The following is a 13,779-nucleotide window of genomic DNA, read 5'->3' as shown; positions in this document are numbered from 1 at the left end:
CGGAAGCTGAAGCGACGTATTATCGACAACTCGACGAGTCAGCCCTGGCGGCATGACTCACACCAAAGAGCCTCCGAGATTCCCGGGGCGGTTCACTTGCGTGCAGTTGACGTGGCTGTGGAGGTGATGAGTCGGATGCGGATGGAGACTGGAGGGGATGGCGATGAATGGTCATCCAGTCGTCGGAGCCATGTGTTTTGATGGTGTCACTTTCTCAGGCATGTGATGCATGGGGGCTCTCAGCCTGCCTTGGCGGGGTGGGGCAAAATTTGCTGTAGGAACTAGAATGCTCTATGCATTGGTTTCTCCACATGCGTTTGGTTTCTTGGCCCATGGAAGAGAGCGCGGAAAGGGATATGTTTACAGTCAGTGTGAGTTATGCACGGCTCGTCGAGGAGACGCTTAGGGCGGCGGGGTTGGAAATTGAAAGCCTACTTAGGGAGTCGGATTTAAACCCTCAAATTTTCAATGACATGGGCAGTTGTCGGGTCAAGGATCTTTCGAGAATCCTGAGCAGGGCGGTGCTGCAGAGCGGCAACCCGGACATAGGGCTCAAGGCCTATGGGCTGGTCAAGCCGGGCATTTACGACGTGGTGGGCTATGTGATGATGTCGAGCCCTGATTTGAAGTGCGCCTTGCAGCATCTTGTTCGTTACTGCTCATTGATCGACAATGGCGCCGATTTTTCCCTGCATCGGGAGGGCAGTGTCTATCGCCTGAACAGTAACCGTCACGGTGGCAGCAAAGGCATACCGCGGCAGTTCCATGATATTGGGATGGCAGCCTTGATTTCCTACCTGCGTTGGTTGTGTGGGAGTTCGCAGTTCACCCCGTTGTGTGTCGAGTTTATGCATCCCGAGCCGGTTGATACGGCAGAGTACTATCGTATTCTGCGATGCCCCATGCAATTCAACTCCTCTAATTATTCCATTTTATTCGATGCAGCTCAGTTGGACTCTCCCCTGAGCACGGCAGATGCTGCCCTGGAAAGTATGCATGAGCGCTTCGCCGAGCAGCGCCTGCGTGAGCAGGCCTCTCAATTGAGCACTTGGCGTGTCCAGCAGCTGATTATGGAGCGTCTGGCCAGTGGCGAACCAACCATCGAAGATATTGCGGCAGCGCTTTGCATCAGCAAGCGCACCCTGCAGCGCTGCTTGAAGAAGGAGGGCACCCAGTATAAGGACCTGCTGAATGAAACTCGTCGTGAGCAGGCCCATCTGTATCTGCGTCATTCGCATTTCAGCTTGCAAGAGGTCACCTATCTTCTGGGTTTTCACGAACATAGCAGCTTTTTCCGCGCTTGTTCGCGTTGGTTCGGTATGACTCCAGGACAGTATCGGGCTCGTCGGGGCTTTCTCCGGGGTGATGCTCAGGAAAGTCATGCTGTCGCGGCATATGGGTAGTTTGGCTCTAGGGAGTGGGGCAAAGCTTGCAAGTGTATAAGGCTGCGAAAGGCATTTTGGCGCGTAGGGCCAGCTGCTTGTCGTGCTTTTCATGCTGCGATGCAAAAAGCATGTGTTGTAGAGCTTTCTCATGGCATCAGGCACATCGTTTTTAGTGGGATTTTATGGGTTCTTTGGCTCAATCTAGCATGGTTATTCTTGTTTTCCAGGCAAATTGCCCCAAGGCCCATAAAATTTTGCATTGCAAAAAAAGCTTGCGAAAATCATTTTGCAGCGCAACAATGAATTTGCCCGTTGAATCCAAGACATCAGCAGCGGCGCGCCAGGCCAGCCCGGCCGTCACTATGCAGGAGATACCGTAATGTCTTTTTTTGATCTGGAAAAAATGGAAAGTGCTTCTAAATCCAACCTGGATGCCGTGCAGCAACTGAACAGCAAGATCTTCGAGAGCGCCGAAGAGCTCTACAAGCTGCAGTTCAAGACCTTGCGGGCTGCGGCTGATGACAATTTCGAGAGTCTGCGCAAGCTGCTGTCGGTACGCGATCCCCAGGCTTTCCTGGAGTTGCAGGCCTCCTTCTTCAAGCCCAACGAGCAGGCCGAGCGTCTTGTGGAGTTCAGCCGCCAGACCTACGACCTCATTTCCCGCTTCCAAGCAGAGGTCACCAAGCTGACTGAGCGCCAGATTGAGATCGGTACCCAGCAGGCGCAGGAAATCGTCGAGGAGATCTGCAAGAACGCCCCGGCCAGTGCCGAACCGGTCGTATCTGTATTCAAGTCTGCTGTCGAAGGGGCGGGCAACGTCTACGAGAGCGCACAGAAGGCAGCCAAGCAGGCGTCCGAAATCACTGCAAGTGGCATTGAGGCGGCTGCCAACGCTGCAGGTCAGGCCGCTGCCCAAGCAGCCTCGGGCAAGAAGACTGCCTGACGGCAACCGGCGACCGCTGCGCCACAGTTTTTATTTTACCTTCCTTGAGTCCTTCGGCGATGAAAGTCAGTCCTGACTTTCATCGCCATCTTTTTTTCCGCCTGCGTTGCCTGCAAAGCCAGAGAAAATGCCGAACATGTTCTGGGTATTCAGGTAGAGCTTCTTGGATTGCTCGACATACTGACGCATCAGGTCCTGCATCATAGGGGCCTGACTCTGCATGAAATCTGTCCAGGCTTGGGTCGACTGCACTCCTGCCTGAGTCTGTACGTCTATGACGCTTTGAATGCTCTTTTCCAGATAGCTGGCAAGAACTCCTTGGAAGGGGCCGTAGAAGCGAATAATTCCTTTAAGCGTTTCGCTGGAGAAAATTGGCTCACCGTCGCTTTCGGCTTCCTGGATGATTTGCAAAAGGATGCTACGAGTCAGGTCCTCGCCGGTTTTGGCGTCGACCACTTGGAAAGGCTCTTCGCTGATCACCAACTGGCGAATATCGGCAAGCGTGATATGGCAACTGGTGCGGGTGTCATACAAACGGCGGTTGGGGTACTTCTTGATCAGACGGACATCGTTCCGGCCATTGGCTGACATGCGTATATCTCGTTGTATGACGGGGATGATATGGTAGCCCAAACTGCGGTTGTCTAGAGCGCTTTCATCCTGATTGGCCGTAGCCACAATGGCGCACATTAACGTTCGCACTCGGCGGGCGTGAAGCGCTTGAGCAGCGTGCCGATCGCCGACCACAGAGCATCGGTCGTACGGGGCGGCGGCCTTGCGCAGCAACGCCTTCAGCTTCGCGAACACCTGCTCGATGGGGTTTTAGTCCGGACTGTAGTGGCAAATAGCGCAGTTCGGCATCTCGCACCTTAATGGCCTATCGCACGCCGGCAACCTTGTGCGAGCCGAGGTTGTTCATCACCACGATGTCTCCGGCGCCAGCGCTTGCTCGACCCGGGCGCGAAACGCTCGCCCGTTGATCGGTCCATCGACGACCAGCGGGGCGAATAGGCCTTCGCTGCGCAGCGCACAGACGAAGGTGAGTCGAGGGAGCACGTGGTTGCACTGGACTCCAGCGCTGATCAGGCCCAGCCGCTGTCGCGCCCAAGCCCGCAACACGTAGGACTCGCTCACCGCAAGGCGTTCGGCCACCTCGGAGATCGAGCCGTTGGCCGCCAGCACCCGATCGCTGATCCTGCCCGTAAGATCAGTTGATCAGGCTGAGAAATTCGCTGCGAGTAGCTGCATTGCTGCGGAAGTGGCCAAGCATGACCGAGGTGACCATGGTGGAGTTCTGTTTCTCCACGCCGCGCATCATCATGCACATATGTTGCGCTTCGATCACCACTCCAACGCCCGAAGCTCCAGTGACCTGCTCCACGGCTTCGGCAATCTGGCGGGTAAGGTTCTCCTGAATCTGCAGGCGTCGTGCATACATGTCGACAATGCGGGCGACCTTCGACAAGCCTAAAACCTTGCCATTGGGTAGATAGGCTACGTGTGCCTTGCCGATGAACGGCAACATGTGATGCTCGCAGAGCGAGTACAGCTCGATGTTTTTCACCATCACCATTTCGCTGTTGTCCGAGCTGAACAGGGCGCCGTTGACAACTTCCTCGAGAGTCTGTTGATAGCCGCGGCAGAGGTACTGCATGGCTTTGGCTGCGCGCTTGGGCGTGTCGACCAGGCCTTCACGGGAAATGTCCTCGCCGAGGTGGGCGAGAATCGCGGTGTACTGCTGTTCCAGGGACATGGATATTCCTGCGAGAGCTTTTAGATAAGATACACGAGCGTGCAGGTTAGGGGGGGGCGACGAGGCTTGCAAGCACGCTGGCGGGCTCCTGCTATTCGTCGCGTCCGTCAAGCATGGTGCGTTTGAGCAGTACATAGACAGCGCCGGTGCCGCCATGGCGGGGCAGGCAGGAGGCAAAGCCGAGCACCTGCGGATGCTGGCGCAGCCAGGTGTTGACGTGACTCTTGACCATAGGTCGCCTGCCGTCCAGGCGGGCAGCCTTGCCATGGGTGACACGCACGCAGCGCACTTCCAGCCTGGTAGCTTCAGCGAGAAAGCCCCAAAGTGTTTCGCGGGCTTTCTCCACCGTCATGCCATGCAGATCCAGGCTACCCTCGAAGGTGATCTGTCCGGCCCGGAGCTTGCGCATCTGGCCCTCCTGAACGCCGTCACGTGCCCAATGGAGGTCATCTTCGGCAGCCACATCGATGACGAACTGATCGGACAGGCCGTCGACTTTCTGCGCTTCGACCTGTTGCATGGCGGCTTGGCGACGACTGGCGATTTGCCGATGGTCGCGCTGGGGAGCGCCGGTATCGGCGCGATCATCCTGGCGCAGCGGCTTGACGCCATGAAGGGCAGATTGGAACAGAGAAAAATCGTCATCGGACATGGGCTGGCCTCCGCGAAGGACACCTAGTGTAACCAATGGATGCCCTCTGGCGTCAGCCGTGCTTTTTTCGTGCGCTAGTGGAAGGGCTGGGGTGTCGCGTGGATCGCAGGCCGCGCCGGCAAATGCGCCAGGCTCGGATGCCCGCCCAGAGCAACAGAAGGCCGAGGGCCAAGAGGAGAGCGGCAAGGCCGAAGGATAGGGCAGGGTCGTCGATGCCTGGTCCGGGAGCTGGGGCCCGGCCAAGCAGGGAGGCGGTGCCAGCCATGGCGAGCATTATGCCCAATGAGGCAAGCAGTGCCGCAAGCGCAGCACCAAGGTGCCAGCGGCCAATCCGTAGTCTGTTCGCGCTTGACTGAGGGAGGTTGGATTCGTCGGGCGACTTCATTGAGAACTCCTCCGCTGAGGTCTTGGCCCGAGGCCTGCTCGGCAACCGGCAATGCAGTTTGTCGCCGAGCATGGAATGCCTGCCGTCGGTGCTCTGCTCTGGTTGAGCGGATGAACTAGAGCAGTGCCTTCGTATTGGGTACTACGGCCGCAAAGTTGTCGGCGAGACTGGCGATCTCGATACGGTGGACCTGCTCGGCACTGATGGTTCCGCTCGGGCTTGGCAGGTCACGGGTGGCGCAAGCCTGGTCCACCAGGGTGCAACGATACCCGTAGTCCTTGGTAGCGCGCACCGTGCTGCTGATGCTGGAGTGGGTCATGAAGCCGCAGACGATCAGGTCCAGGCGACCAATTGCTTGCAGCCGGTCGTGCAGGTCGGTACCGGAGAAGGCGTTCGGCAAGCGCTTCTCTACGACGATTTCCCCTGGCAGCGGGGCGACTTCCGGGATGGGCTGGCCACGCGTGCCCTGTGGATCGAGAAAGCCTCCGGGAATGCCGAGGTGCTTCACATGCACCACCGGAGTGCCTGCGGCACGGGCGGCAGCCAGCAGGCTGGCGATTTCTGCAACCGCAGATTCGAGCCCGGGCAGGCGCAGGACGCCACTGCGATACTCTTCCTGCGCATCGATGATAAGCAGGGTGGCATTCTTCAAGTGGGCCGGTGCAAAGCTGCGACCGGTGATCTGCATCAGGGTTTGTGGTTGGGGCATGGTGGCTCCTCCATGGAAAAACGGCGCAGATTGTCTCTTTCCTGCCGGCAGAAGTGAATCAATATCACCTTAAGTCTACGAGATGGGGATGAGGGCTGGGCTCCGGGTACCGATTGAGCCGGCATGGCATAGATGCTTCAGGCTCGTCGCAGCAAGCCTGGCTGAACCCCTGGAGTTTCGGTCTGCCGCAGCGGAGTCAATCAGCCAACCGCCACGGATCTCTATGCGAGCATGGCCTGATCCTGCCGTGGCAAGTCCTGCCGCCTGCTAACATGCCCGCTTTTGGGCTTGGAGATTCCCCATGTCAGCTATTCCGACCCGCCTGCGCACCCTGCGCGATTATATTCGCTGGGCGGTCAGCCGTTTTCATGCCGAAGAGCTGTATTTTGGCCATGGCACCGACAATGCCTGGGACGAGGCGCGCCAACTGGTGCTCGGTGCCCTGCATCTGCCGTGGGAAATGGCCGATGGCTATCTGGACTGTCGCCTCGAGGAGGATGAGTGCATGCATCTCGGCGCTCTGCTCCAGCGTCGCATCGAGGAACGTATCCCGGCTGCTTATCTGCTCGGCGAGGCCTGGTTCTGCGGTCTGCCGTTCCTGGTCGACGAGCGGGTGCTGGTACCGCGCTCGCCCATCGCCGAACTGATCGGCCAGCGCTTCGCGCCCTGGCTGCCGCACGAGCCGGCACGGATTCTCGACCTCTGTACAGGCTCAGGCTGCATCGGCATCGCCTGTGCCTACGAATTTCCCGAGGCCGAAGTGGTGCTGGCCGACCTGTCCTTCGATGCGCTCGAGGTGGCCAATCGGAACATTGAGCGCCATGGCCTCGACGAGCGTGTCTATACCGTGCAAGGCGATGGTTTCGCCGGTCTGCCGGGGCAGCGCTTCGACCTGATCGTCTCCAACCCCCCCTATGTGGATGCCGAGGACTTTGCCGACATGCCGAAGGAATACCATCACGAGCCGGCCATGGGGCTGGCCTGTGGCGAGGATGGCCTGGACCTGGTGCGGCGCATGCTGGCCGAGGCGGCCGACCACCTGACCGAGCGGGGTGTGCTGATCGTCGAGGTGGGCAACAGCCAGGTGCATGTGGAGGCGCTCTATCCGGAGGTGGATTTCACCTGGCTGGAGTTCAGCCAGGGTGGGCATGGCGTTTTCCTGCTGGCTGCCGCCCAGTGCCGCGAATATCAGGAGCTGTTCCGCGCACGGCTTCAGGCCTAGTTGTTTGATCCCTGGTGTCCGGGTGCACTCGGCTGAGGTTTACCTGGGCTGCTCGTCCCGCAGGATGAAGTCGCCGATTGCCTGGCCCAGGGCGCTGGCCAGCGGCAGTTCCGGCTTGTCGTAGGAGGGCAGCTGGCGTTGCGCATCCGCCGGGACGATGCGCAATACATGGTTCATGCCGTCGATCGCCAGCAACTCGGCGTCGGGCTTGGCGGTCTTGAGAGCCTCGGCATCCTTCATGCCGACCTGGATATCGTGGCGTCCCTGGACGATCAGCGCCGGGATGCGCAGCCGGGCGAAGGCCGCCGCCGGGTCCTGGCGAAACAGCGAGATCAGGTAGGGTTGCACGCTGGGGCGAAACAGCACTACGAGCGGCTCGGGAATCCGCTCATGGGTGCGTCCCGCCTTGAGCTCCTCGATCAGCGCCGCACTGAAGGCCAGCAGGGGCGGCGGCAGGCGTGTGCTCAGCTGTTCCATCAGCACCTGGTCGATCGGCCGGCCGCTGCCGGCGATGGAAACCAGCGCGGCGGCGCCGGCCTGTTCGGCAGCCAGGCTGGCGATCAGCGCGCCTTCGCTGTGACCGATCACTACCAGCCGGGAAAAGCGCGGGTCGGCGCCCAGCTTGCGCCCCCAGGCGGCAGCATCGGCAACATAGCCTTCCACGCTCAGCATCCGCTCGTCCGGTGCGGCGGGCAGGCTGGCGGCGACGCCGCGCTTGTCGTAGCGCACGCTGGCGATGCCGCGCTGGGCCAGGGCCTCGGCCAGGCGCTTGAGGCTGTCGTTGCGTCCGGCCGGATTGTTGCCGTTGCGGTCGGTGGGGCCGGAGCCGGCGATCAGCAGGGCCACCGGGACGGGCTTGTCGCTCTGCGGCAGTAGCAGCGAGCCGTACAATACGCCGCTCGGAGTCGCCAGCTCGATGGGCCGGTGCAGGATGGTCCGGGCGTGGGCGGAGCCCGTCGCAAGGAGCAGAAACAGCAGGAATACTCGCAGCATGCTGGACCGCTATGGCGGCGCGCCGGCTGGCGCGGGGTGCGGAGGATGAACTGGCAGGGCCCCCTAGGTATACTCGCACACCTTCGATCTGGCTGATTGTTCGCGGAGCCCTGCATGTCCGGCAATACCTACGGCAAGCTGTTCACTGTCACCACTGCCGGCGAGAGCCATGGCCCGGCCCTGGTCGCCATCGTCGACGGCTGCCCGCCCGGGTTCGAGCTTTCGGCTGCCGACCTGCAGCGCGACCTCGACCGGCGCAAGCCCGGCACCAGCCGCCACACCACCCAGCGCCAGGAAGACGACGCGGTGGAAATCCTCTCCGGCGTGTTCGAGGGCAAGACCACCGGCTGTCCGATCGGCCTGTTGATCCGTAACACCGACCAGAAGTCCAAGGACTACTCGGCGATCAAGGACCTGTTCCGTCCGGCCCACGCCGACTACACCTATCATCACAAGTACGGCATCCGCGACTATCGCGGCGGCGGACGCAGCTCGGCGCGCGAGACCGCCATGCGCGTGGCGGCCGGCGCCATCGCCAAGAAGTACCTGGCGACCCAGGGGATCGTGGTGCGCGGCTACATGAGCCAGCTCGGCCCGATCGAGATTCCCTTCAAGAGCTGGGAGTCGGTGGAGGAGAACGCCTTCTTCAGTCCCGATCCGGACAAGGTGCCGGGGCTAGAAGCCTACATGGATCAACTGCGCCGTGACGAGGATTCGGTCGGCGCCAAGATCACCGTGGTTGCTGAAGGCGTGCCGCCGGGTCTGGGCGAGCCGATTTTCGACCGTCTGGATGCCGAGCTGGCCCATGCGTTGATGAGCATCAACGCGGTCAAGGGTGTGGAGATCGGCGCCGGCTTCGCTTGTATCGCCCAGCGTGGCACCGAGCACCGCGACGAGCTGACCCCGGACGGCTTCCTGTCCAACAATGCCGGCGGCATCCTCGGCGGCATTTCCTCGGGCCAGCCGATCGTCGCCCACCTGGCGCTCAAGCCGACCTCCAGCATCACCACCCCTGGCCGTTCCATCGACATCCACGGCAATCCCGTGGAAGTGATCACCAAGGGCCGCCACGACCCCTGCGTCGGCATCCGCGCCACGCCGATCGCCGAGGCGATGATGGCCATGGTGCTGATGGACCACCTGCTGCGCCACCGTGCGCAGAATGCCGGGGTCAGCGTCAACACGCCGGTGCTGCCACAACTGTGAAGCGAACGGTCGGTTGGAGTGAGTACAGCGATAGCCAACGCTCGAGGCCCTGGGTATCGCTGCGCTCAACCCGGGCTACTGTCAGACCATGACCCCCGCATTGCCCTACTGGCGCCTCTCCGGCTTCTATTTCTTCTACTTCGCCCTGCTCGGCGCGACGGCGCCGTTCTTCTCGCTGTATTTCGACCACCTGGGCTTTTCTGCCGCGCGTATCGGCGAGTTGCTGGCGATTCCCATGCTGATGCGCTGCCTGGCGCCGAACCTGTGGGGCTGGCTGGGCGATGCGAGCGGCCGGCGGCTGGCCATCGTGCGCTTGGGCGCGGTCTGCACGCTGGGCTCCTTCGCGCTGATCTTCGTCGGCCAGAGCTACGCCTGGCTGGCGCTGGTGATGGCCCTGCACGCCTTCTTCTGGCATGCCGTGCTGCCGCAGTTCGAGGTGATCACCCTGGCCCATCTGCGCGAGCAGTCGGCGCGCTACAGCCAGCTGCGCCTGTGGGGCAGCATCGGCTTCATCGTCGCCGTGGTCGGACTTGGCCAGCTGTTCGAATGGATCGGCTTGGCCATCTTCCCCTGGGTGATCGTGCTGATCATGGGTGGCATCGTCCTCGGCAGCTTCTGGGTCCCCAATGCCCAGCCGGAACTACGGACCGAACTGCAGGAGCAGGGCGGCTTTCTCGCCCAGCTGCGCCGCCCGGGGTTGCTGGCCTTCTATGCCGGCGTGGCGCTGATGCAGCTGAGCCACGGTCCCTACTACACCTTTCTCAGCATCCATCTGGAGAACCTGGGCTACGGCCGCGGGCTGATCGGCCTGCTCTGGGCTCTCGGCGTGCTGGCCGAGATCCTGCTGTTCCTGGCGATGGCCGCGTTGCTGCAGCGCTTCTCCCTGCGCCAGCTGCTGCTGGCCAGCTTCCTGCTGGCCGCGCTGCGCTGGTTGCTGCTGGGCAATCTGGCCGAGCATCTGCCCATTCTGCTGCTCGCCCAGCTGATGCACGCGGCGACCTTCGGCTGTTTCCATGCCTCGGCCATCCACTTCGTGCAGCGCAGCTTCGGCGCCCGTCAGCAGGGACAGGGCCAGGCCCTGTATGCGACCCTGTCCGGGGTCGGCGGCGCCCTCGGAGCGCTGTATTCCGGCTACAGCTGGACGAGCCTCGGCCCGGCCTGGACCTTCGCCCTGGCCAGCCTGGCGGCGCTGGCCGCCGCCATCATCGTCGCCACCCGTTTGAGAGAGGAGGGGCCATGAGCCTGACCCGCGCACAACTTGCCCAGCAGATCATCGAGGCCGGGCGCTTCCTGTACGGCCGCGGCTGGTCGCCGGCCACCAGCAGCAACTATTCGGCGCGGCTGTCGCCCGGCGAGGCGCTGCTCACCGTTTCCGGCAAGCACAAGGGCCAGCTCGGCGAGGACGACGTGCTGGTCACCGACATGGCCGGCAACAGCCTGGAGCCGGGCAAGAAGCCTTCGGCCGAGACCCTGTTGCACACCCAGCTGTACACCTGGAAGGCAGAGATCGGCGCGGTGCTGCACACCCATTCGGCGAGCGCCACCGTGCTGTCGCGGCTGACCCTGAGCGACTCCCTGGTGTTCGCCGACTACGAGCTGCAGAAGGCCTTCGCCGGCATCACCACCCACGAGTGCCAGGTCTGCGTGCCGATCTTCGACAACGACCAAGACATCGCCCGCCTGGCCCGCCGGGTGCAGCCCTGGCTGGACGAGCATCCCGACTGCGTCGGCTACCTGATCCGCGGCCACGGTCTCTACACCTGGGGGGCCAGCATGAGTGACGCGCTTCGCCAGGTGGAGGCCTTCGAGTTCCTCTTCGACTGCGAACTGAAAATGCGCGCCCTGCAGCGCGTCTGAGCCGACTGGCCAGCGCCGCGATCCGCCCGGCCGGCCGCCACGAACAAGGAGATCTGCCCCATGAGTTCCCTGAGCGTCTACCGCGACGACCATCCCGCCCAGCCCTACAAGACCCTCAATCATGGCGAGGACATCGCCGCCACCCTGGCCAAGGTCGGCGTGCGTTTCGAGCGCTGGCAGGCCGAGGCGCCGATCGCCCCCGGCGCCAGCCAGGAGGAGGTGCTCGCCGCCTACCGCACGCAGATCGAGCGGCTGAAGGCCGAGGGCGGCTACGTCGCCGTCGACGTGGTCAGCCTGACCGACCGGCACCCAGAGAAGGACCAGTTGCGCGCCAAGTTCCTCGATGAGCACATCCACGGCGAAGACGAGGTGCGCTTCTTCGTCGCCGGGCGCGGGCTGTTCTCGCTGCATGTCGGCGACGAGGTGTATGCCATGCTCTGCGAGCGCAACGACCTGATTTCGGTGCCGGCCGGCACCCGTCATTGGTTCGACATGGGCGAGCATCCGCACTTCGTCTGCATCCGTCTGTTCAACAACCCGGAAGGCTGGGTTGCCCAGTTCACCGGCGACCCCATCGCCCACCGTTTTCCCGAGCTGGAAGACTGACATGCCGATCCGAGCCATCCTCACCGACATCGAAGGCACCACCAGTGCGGTCAGCTTCGTCTTCGACGTGCTGTTCCCCTATGCCCGGGAGCACCTGCCGGCGTTCGTCCGCGCGCATGCCGGCGAGGCGGAAGTCGCCGCCCAGCTCGAGGCCGTGCGTGCCGAGAGCGGCGAGACGGAGGCCGATGTCGAGCGGGTCATCGGGATCCTCCTCGGTTGGATCGCCGAGGACCGCAAGGCCACGCCGCTCAAGGCGCTGCAGGGCATGGTCTGGGAGCAGGGCTATCGCGCCGGCCAGCTCAAGGGGCATGTCTATCCTGATGCCGTGGCCGCGCTGCGTCGCTGGAAGAGCGGGGGGTACGACCTCTACGTGTACTCCTCCGGCTCGATCCAGGCGCAGCGTCTGATCTTCGGCTGTTCGGAGGCCGGCGACCTGTCGCCGCTGTTCTCCGGCTACTTCGACACCACTAGCGGGCCCAAGCGCGAGGCGGCGTCCTATGCGCGCATCGCCGAGGCCATCGGCCGCCCGGCGGGGGAGATCCTGTTTCTCTCCGACGTGGTGCAGGAGCTCGACGCCGCCCGTGCGGCCGGTATGTGCACCTGCGGCCTGGCGCGCGAGGGGGGCGAGCTGGCCGGGCACCCGGCCGTGGTCAGCTTTGCAGCGATCGAGCCGACGGCTTTTTGAAGCGGTGCTGAACCATCGCCAAGCCGCGCCATCCTAACTAGGTAACTGATCCTGGAAAGGAGTGCATCCGATGGATGTCCTTCGCGGCCTTTTGAGTCTGATTATCCTGGCGCTGGATATCTGGGCCATCGTCCACGTCGTGCGCAGCCGGACTGACACGACCAAGAAAGTGCTCTGGGTGCTGCTGATTGCCGTTCTGCCGGTCCTCGGTCTGATCATCTGGGTCTTTATGGGGCCGCGCAGCGCCAACTCCAGTGCAGGGTTGCGCTGAGGCAGCGGCAGGCCGCCGGTGCTTCCGTCCGAAGACTGCTCTCTGGCGCGGCAAGGTTCCAACTGTCATCCCGGCCAACGTAGAATGCGCCCCTTTGCGCAGACCCGGCCCGCAGAGCCGGAGGCTAGCGTTCCAGTCAGCCAGCTTCAGGGGAAGCCGAGCCATGAGCGACTATCAGGAAACCCTCTACGACGGATACGGTCAGCGTTTTCGCATGGACAAGCTGCTTCATGAGGTACGCACCGAACATCAGCACCTGGTGATCTTCGAGAATGCCCGCATGGGCCGGGTGATGGCCCTGGATGGGGTGATCCAGACCACCGAGGCCGATGAGTTCATCTACCACGAGATGCTCACCCATGTGCCGATCCTCGCCCACGGCGCGGCGCGGCGCGTGCTGATCGTCGGCGGCGGCGACGGCGGCATACTGCGCGAGGTGTGTCGGCACCGGAGTGTCGAGCACATCACCATGGTCGAGATCGATGCCACCGTGGTGGACATGTGCAGGGAATTCCTGCCCAACCACTCCAGGGGCGCCTTCGAGGATCCGCGCCTGAACCTGGTGATCGACGACGGTATGCGCTTCGTCGCCACCACCGAGGACAAGTTCGACGTCATCATTTCCGACTCCACCGATCCCATCGGTCCGGGCGAGGTGCTGTTCTCCGAGAACTTCTACCAGGCCTGCCGGCGCTGCCTGAACGACGGCGGCATCCTGGTCACCCAGAACGGCACGCCCTTCATGCAGCTGGGTGAAGTGCAGACCACCGCGCAGCGGATGAACGGCCTGTTCGCCGACTGGCATTTCTACCAGGCCGCGGTGCCGACCTACATCGGTGGCGCCATGACCTTCGCCTGGGGGGCCTGCGACGCCGCCTCGCGCCGGGTGCAGCTGGACATCCTGCGCCAGCGCTTCGCCGGCAGCGGCATCGTGACCCGCTACTACAACCCGGAAATCCACCAGGGCGCCTTCGCCCTGCCGCAGTACGTGCTGCAGGCCGTCGGCAAGCCCGGCAACTGCTGAGGCTGCCTCCTGTCGAATCGCCCGGCGGATCTGCCGATCCGCTAGGCCGCCAGCCGGGGATGGGGCTATCCTACGGAGGCGGCGGCGG

The 13,779-nt window shown here is 62.7% G+C and carries 17 protein-coding genes; 10 read left to right on the top strand and 7 right to left on the bottom strand.

Annotated elements, in window-relative coordinates; genetic code table 11:
* Nucleotides 1-356 precede the first annotated feature (356 nt).
* Complete coding sequence (locus tag EV691_RS16845) at nucleotides 357-1,403, top strand: AraC family transcriptional regulator (protein ID WP_131298531.1); 1,047 nt, start codon at nucleotides 357-359, stop codon at nucleotides 1,401-1,403.
* A 178-nt stretch (nucleotides 1,404-1,581) separates the two neighbouring features.
* Here EV691_RS16845 and EV691_RS23400 read toward each other — a convergent pair whose 3' ends face one another.
* The gene (locus tag EV691_RS23400; protein ID WP_165901259.1) at nucleotides 1,582-1,746 is read right to left on the bottom strand and encodes a hypothetical protein; all 165 of its coding nucleotides are present in this window, start codon (nucleotides 1,744-1,746) and stop codon (nucleotides 1,582-1,584) included.
* 18 nt (nucleotides 1,747-1,764) lie between these two features.
* Here EV691_RS23400 and EV691_RS16840 point away from each other — a divergent pair, with 18 nt between their 5' ends.
* On the top strand, nucleotides 1,765-2,328 hold the full coding sequence (locus EV691_RS16840) for a phasin family protein (protein WP_131254549.1): 564 nt from the start codon (nucleotides 1,765-1,767) through the stop codon (nucleotides 2,326-2,328).
* Nucleotides 2,329-2,394: 66 nt separating this feature from the next.
* Here the strand turns inward: EV691_RS16840 and phaR are convergent, their stop codons facing one another.
* The 5 genes from phaR to EV691_RS16810 form a co-directional block, all read right to left on the bottom strand.
* A complete protein-coding gene (gene phaR / locus EV691_RS16835) occupies nucleotides 2,395-3,135 on the bottom strand; it encodes a polyhydroxyalkanoate synthesis repressor PhaR (protein WP_377817322.1) in 741 nt (246 codons plus the stop codon).
* Nucleotides 3,136-3,246: 111 nt separating this feature from the next.
* Entirely contained in the window at nucleotides 3,247-3,510 is a 264-nt protein-coding gene (locus EV691_RS24280) for a hypothetical protein (protein ID WP_131298530.1), read from the bottom strand.
* 25 nt (nucleotides 3,511-3,535) lie between these two features.
* Nucleotides 3,536-4,081 (bottom strand): GTP cyclohydrolase I FolE, encoded by a 546-nt coding sequence (gene folE / locus EV691_RS16825; protein WP_039804438.1) that lies wholly within the window; start codon nucleotides 4,079-4,081, stop codon nucleotides 3,536-3,538.
* 91 nt (nucleotides 4,082-4,172) lie between these two features.
* On the bottom strand, nucleotides 4,173-4,733 hold the full coding sequence (locus EV691_RS16820; protein WP_131298529.1) for a Smr/MutS family protein: 561 nt from the start codon (nucleotides 4,731-4,733) through the stop codon (nucleotides 4,173-4,175).
* Nucleotides 4,734-5,233: 500 nt separating this feature from the next.
* Nucleotides 5,234-5,827: a cysteine hydrolase family protein gene (locus tag EV691_RS16810; protein WP_039804433.1), complete on the bottom strand. Its 594-nt coding sequence runs from the start codon at nucleotides 5,825-5,827 to the stop codon at nucleotides 5,234-5,236.
* Nucleotides 5,828-6,128: 301 nt separating this feature from the next.
* Here EV691_RS16810 and prmB point away from each other — a divergent pair, with 301 nt between their 5' ends.
* A complete protein-coding gene (gene prmB, locus EV691_RS16805) occupies nucleotides 6,129-7,049 on the top strand; it encodes a 50S ribosomal protein L3 N(5)-glutamine methyltransferase (RefSeq protein WP_131298528.1) in 921 nt (306 codons plus the stop codon).
* A gap of 39 nt (nucleotides 7,050-7,088) precedes the next feature.
* Here prmB and EV691_RS16800 read toward each other — a convergent pair whose 3' ends face one another.
* Entirely contained in the window at nucleotides 7,089-8,042 is a 954-nt protein-coding gene (locus tag EV691_RS16800; protein WP_131298527.1) for an alpha/beta hydrolase, read from the bottom strand.
* A gap of 114 nt (nucleotides 8,043-8,156) precedes the next feature.
* On the opposite strand from EV691_RS16800, the gene aroC reads away from it, so the two are divergent.
* The 7 genes from aroC to speE all read left to right on the top strand — a co-directional run bounded on the left by aroC (nucleotide 8,157) and on the right by speE (nucleotide 13,691).
* Nucleotides 8,157-9,248 (top strand): chorismate synthase, encoded by a 1,092-nt coding sequence (gene aroC / locus EV691_RS16795; protein WP_131298526.1) that lies wholly within the window; start codon nucleotides 8,157-8,159, stop codon nucleotides 9,246-9,248.
* Nucleotides 9,249-9,336: 88 nt separating this feature from the next.
* Entirely contained in the window at nucleotides 9,337-10,488 is a 1,152-nt protein-coding gene (locus EV691_RS16790; RefSeq protein WP_131298525.1) for an MFS transporter, read from the top strand.
* Nucleotides 10,485-11,105, top strand: coding sequence for a methylthioribulose 1-phosphate dehydratase (locus tag EV691_RS16785; protein WP_131298524.1), 621 nt, complete (start codon nucleotides 10,485-10,487; stop codon nucleotides 11,103-11,105). Before EV691_RS16790 ends, EV691_RS16785 begins: the two co-directional genes overlap by 4 nt.
* A 60-nt stretch (nucleotides 11,106-11,165) precedes the next feature.
* Nucleotides 11,166-11,711 carry a 1,2-dihydroxy-3-keto-5-methylthiopentene dioxygenase gene (locus EV691_RS16780; RefSeq protein ID WP_131298523.1) on the top strand — a complete coding sequence of 182 codons (546 nt, stop codon included), beginning with the start codon at nucleotides 11,166-11,168 and terminating at the stop codon, nucleotides 11,709-11,711.
* A gap of 1 nt (nucleotide 11,712) precedes the next feature.
* Entirely contained in the window at nucleotides 11,713-12,396 is a 684-nt protein-coding gene (gene mtnC, locus EV691_RS16775) for an acireductone synthase (RefSeq protein ID WP_131298522.1), read from the top strand.
* A 70-nt stretch (nucleotides 12,397-12,466) separates the two neighbouring features.
* Nucleotides 12,467-12,667 (top strand): PLD nuclease N-terminal domain-containing protein, encoded by a 201-nt coding sequence (locus EV691_RS16770; protein ID WP_039804417.1) that lies wholly within the window; start codon nucleotides 12,467-12,469, stop codon nucleotides 12,665-12,667.
* Nucleotides 12,668-12,830: 163 nt separating this feature from the next.
* Nucleotides 12,831-13,691 (top strand): polyamine aminopropyltransferase, encoded by an 861-nt coding sequence (gene speE, locus EV691_RS16765; RefSeq protein WP_131298521.1) that lies wholly within the window; start codon nucleotides 12,831-12,833, stop codon nucleotides 13,689-13,691.
* The last annotated feature ends 88 nt before the right edge of the window (nucleotides 13,692-13,779 follow it).

This window comes from Azotobacter chroococcum (assembly GCF_004339665.1).
Lineage (GTDB): Bacteria > Pseudomonadota > Gammaproteobacteria > Pseudomonadales > Pseudomonadaceae > Azotobacter > Azotobacter chroococcum.
Note: the sequence above shows the minus strand (reverse complement) of the source record. Positions and strands in the feature narration are given on the sequence as shown.

Coding starts and splice junctions, on each gene's coding strand:
- EV691_RS16800 (WP_131298527.1), bottom strand. CDS start 8,042: ATGCTGCGAGTATTCCTGCTGTTTCTGCTCCTTGCGACGGGCTCCGCC.
- prmB (WP_131298528.1), top strand. CDS start 6,129: ATGTCAGCTATTCCGACCCGCCTGCGCACCCTGCGCGATTATATTCGC.
- EV691_RS16785 (WP_131298524.1), top strand. CDS start 10,485: ATGAGCCTGACCCGCGCACAACTTGCCCAGCAGATCATCGAGGCCGGG.
- aroC (WP_131298526.1), top strand. CDS start 8,157: ATGTCCGGCAATACCTACGGCAAGCTGTTCACTGTCACCACTGCCGGC.
- EV691_RS16810 (WP_039804433.1), bottom strand. CDS start 5,827: ATGCCCCAACCACAAACCCTGATGCAGATCACCGGTCGCAGCTTTGCA.
- EV691_RS16845 (WP_131298531.1), top strand. CDS start 357: ATGTTTACAGTCAGTGTGAGTTATGCACGGCTCGTCGAGGAGACGCTT.
- EV691_RS16780 (WP_131298523.1), top strand. CDS start 11,166: ATGAGTTCCCTGAGCGTCTACCGCGACGACCATCCCGCCCAGCCCTAC.
- EV691_RS16790 (WP_131298525.1), top strand. CDS start 9,337: ATGACCCCCGCATTGCCCTACTGGCGCCTCTCCGGCTTCTATTTCTTC.
- folE (WP_039804438.1), bottom strand. CDS start 4,081: ATGTCCCTGGAACAGCAGTACACCGCGATTCTCGCCCACCTCGGCGAG.
- speE (WP_131298521.1), top strand. CDS start 12,831: ATGAGCGACTATCAGGAAACCCTCTACGACGGATACGGTCAGCGTTTT.
- mtnC (WP_131298522.1), top strand. CDS start 11,713: ATGCCGATCCGAGCCATCCTCACCGACATCGAAGGCACCACCAGTGCG.
- EV691_RS16820 (WP_131298529.1), bottom strand. CDS start 4,733: ATGTCCGATGACGATTTTTCTCTGTTCCAATCTGCCCTTCATGGCGTC.
- EV691_RS16770 (WP_039804417.1), top strand. CDS start 12,467: ATGGATGTCCTTCGCGGCCTTTTGAGTCTGATTATCCTGGCGCTGGAT.
- EV691_RS16840 (WP_131254549.1), top strand. CDS start 1,765: ATGTCTTTTTTTGATCTGGAAAAAATGGAAAGTGCTTCTAAATCCAAC.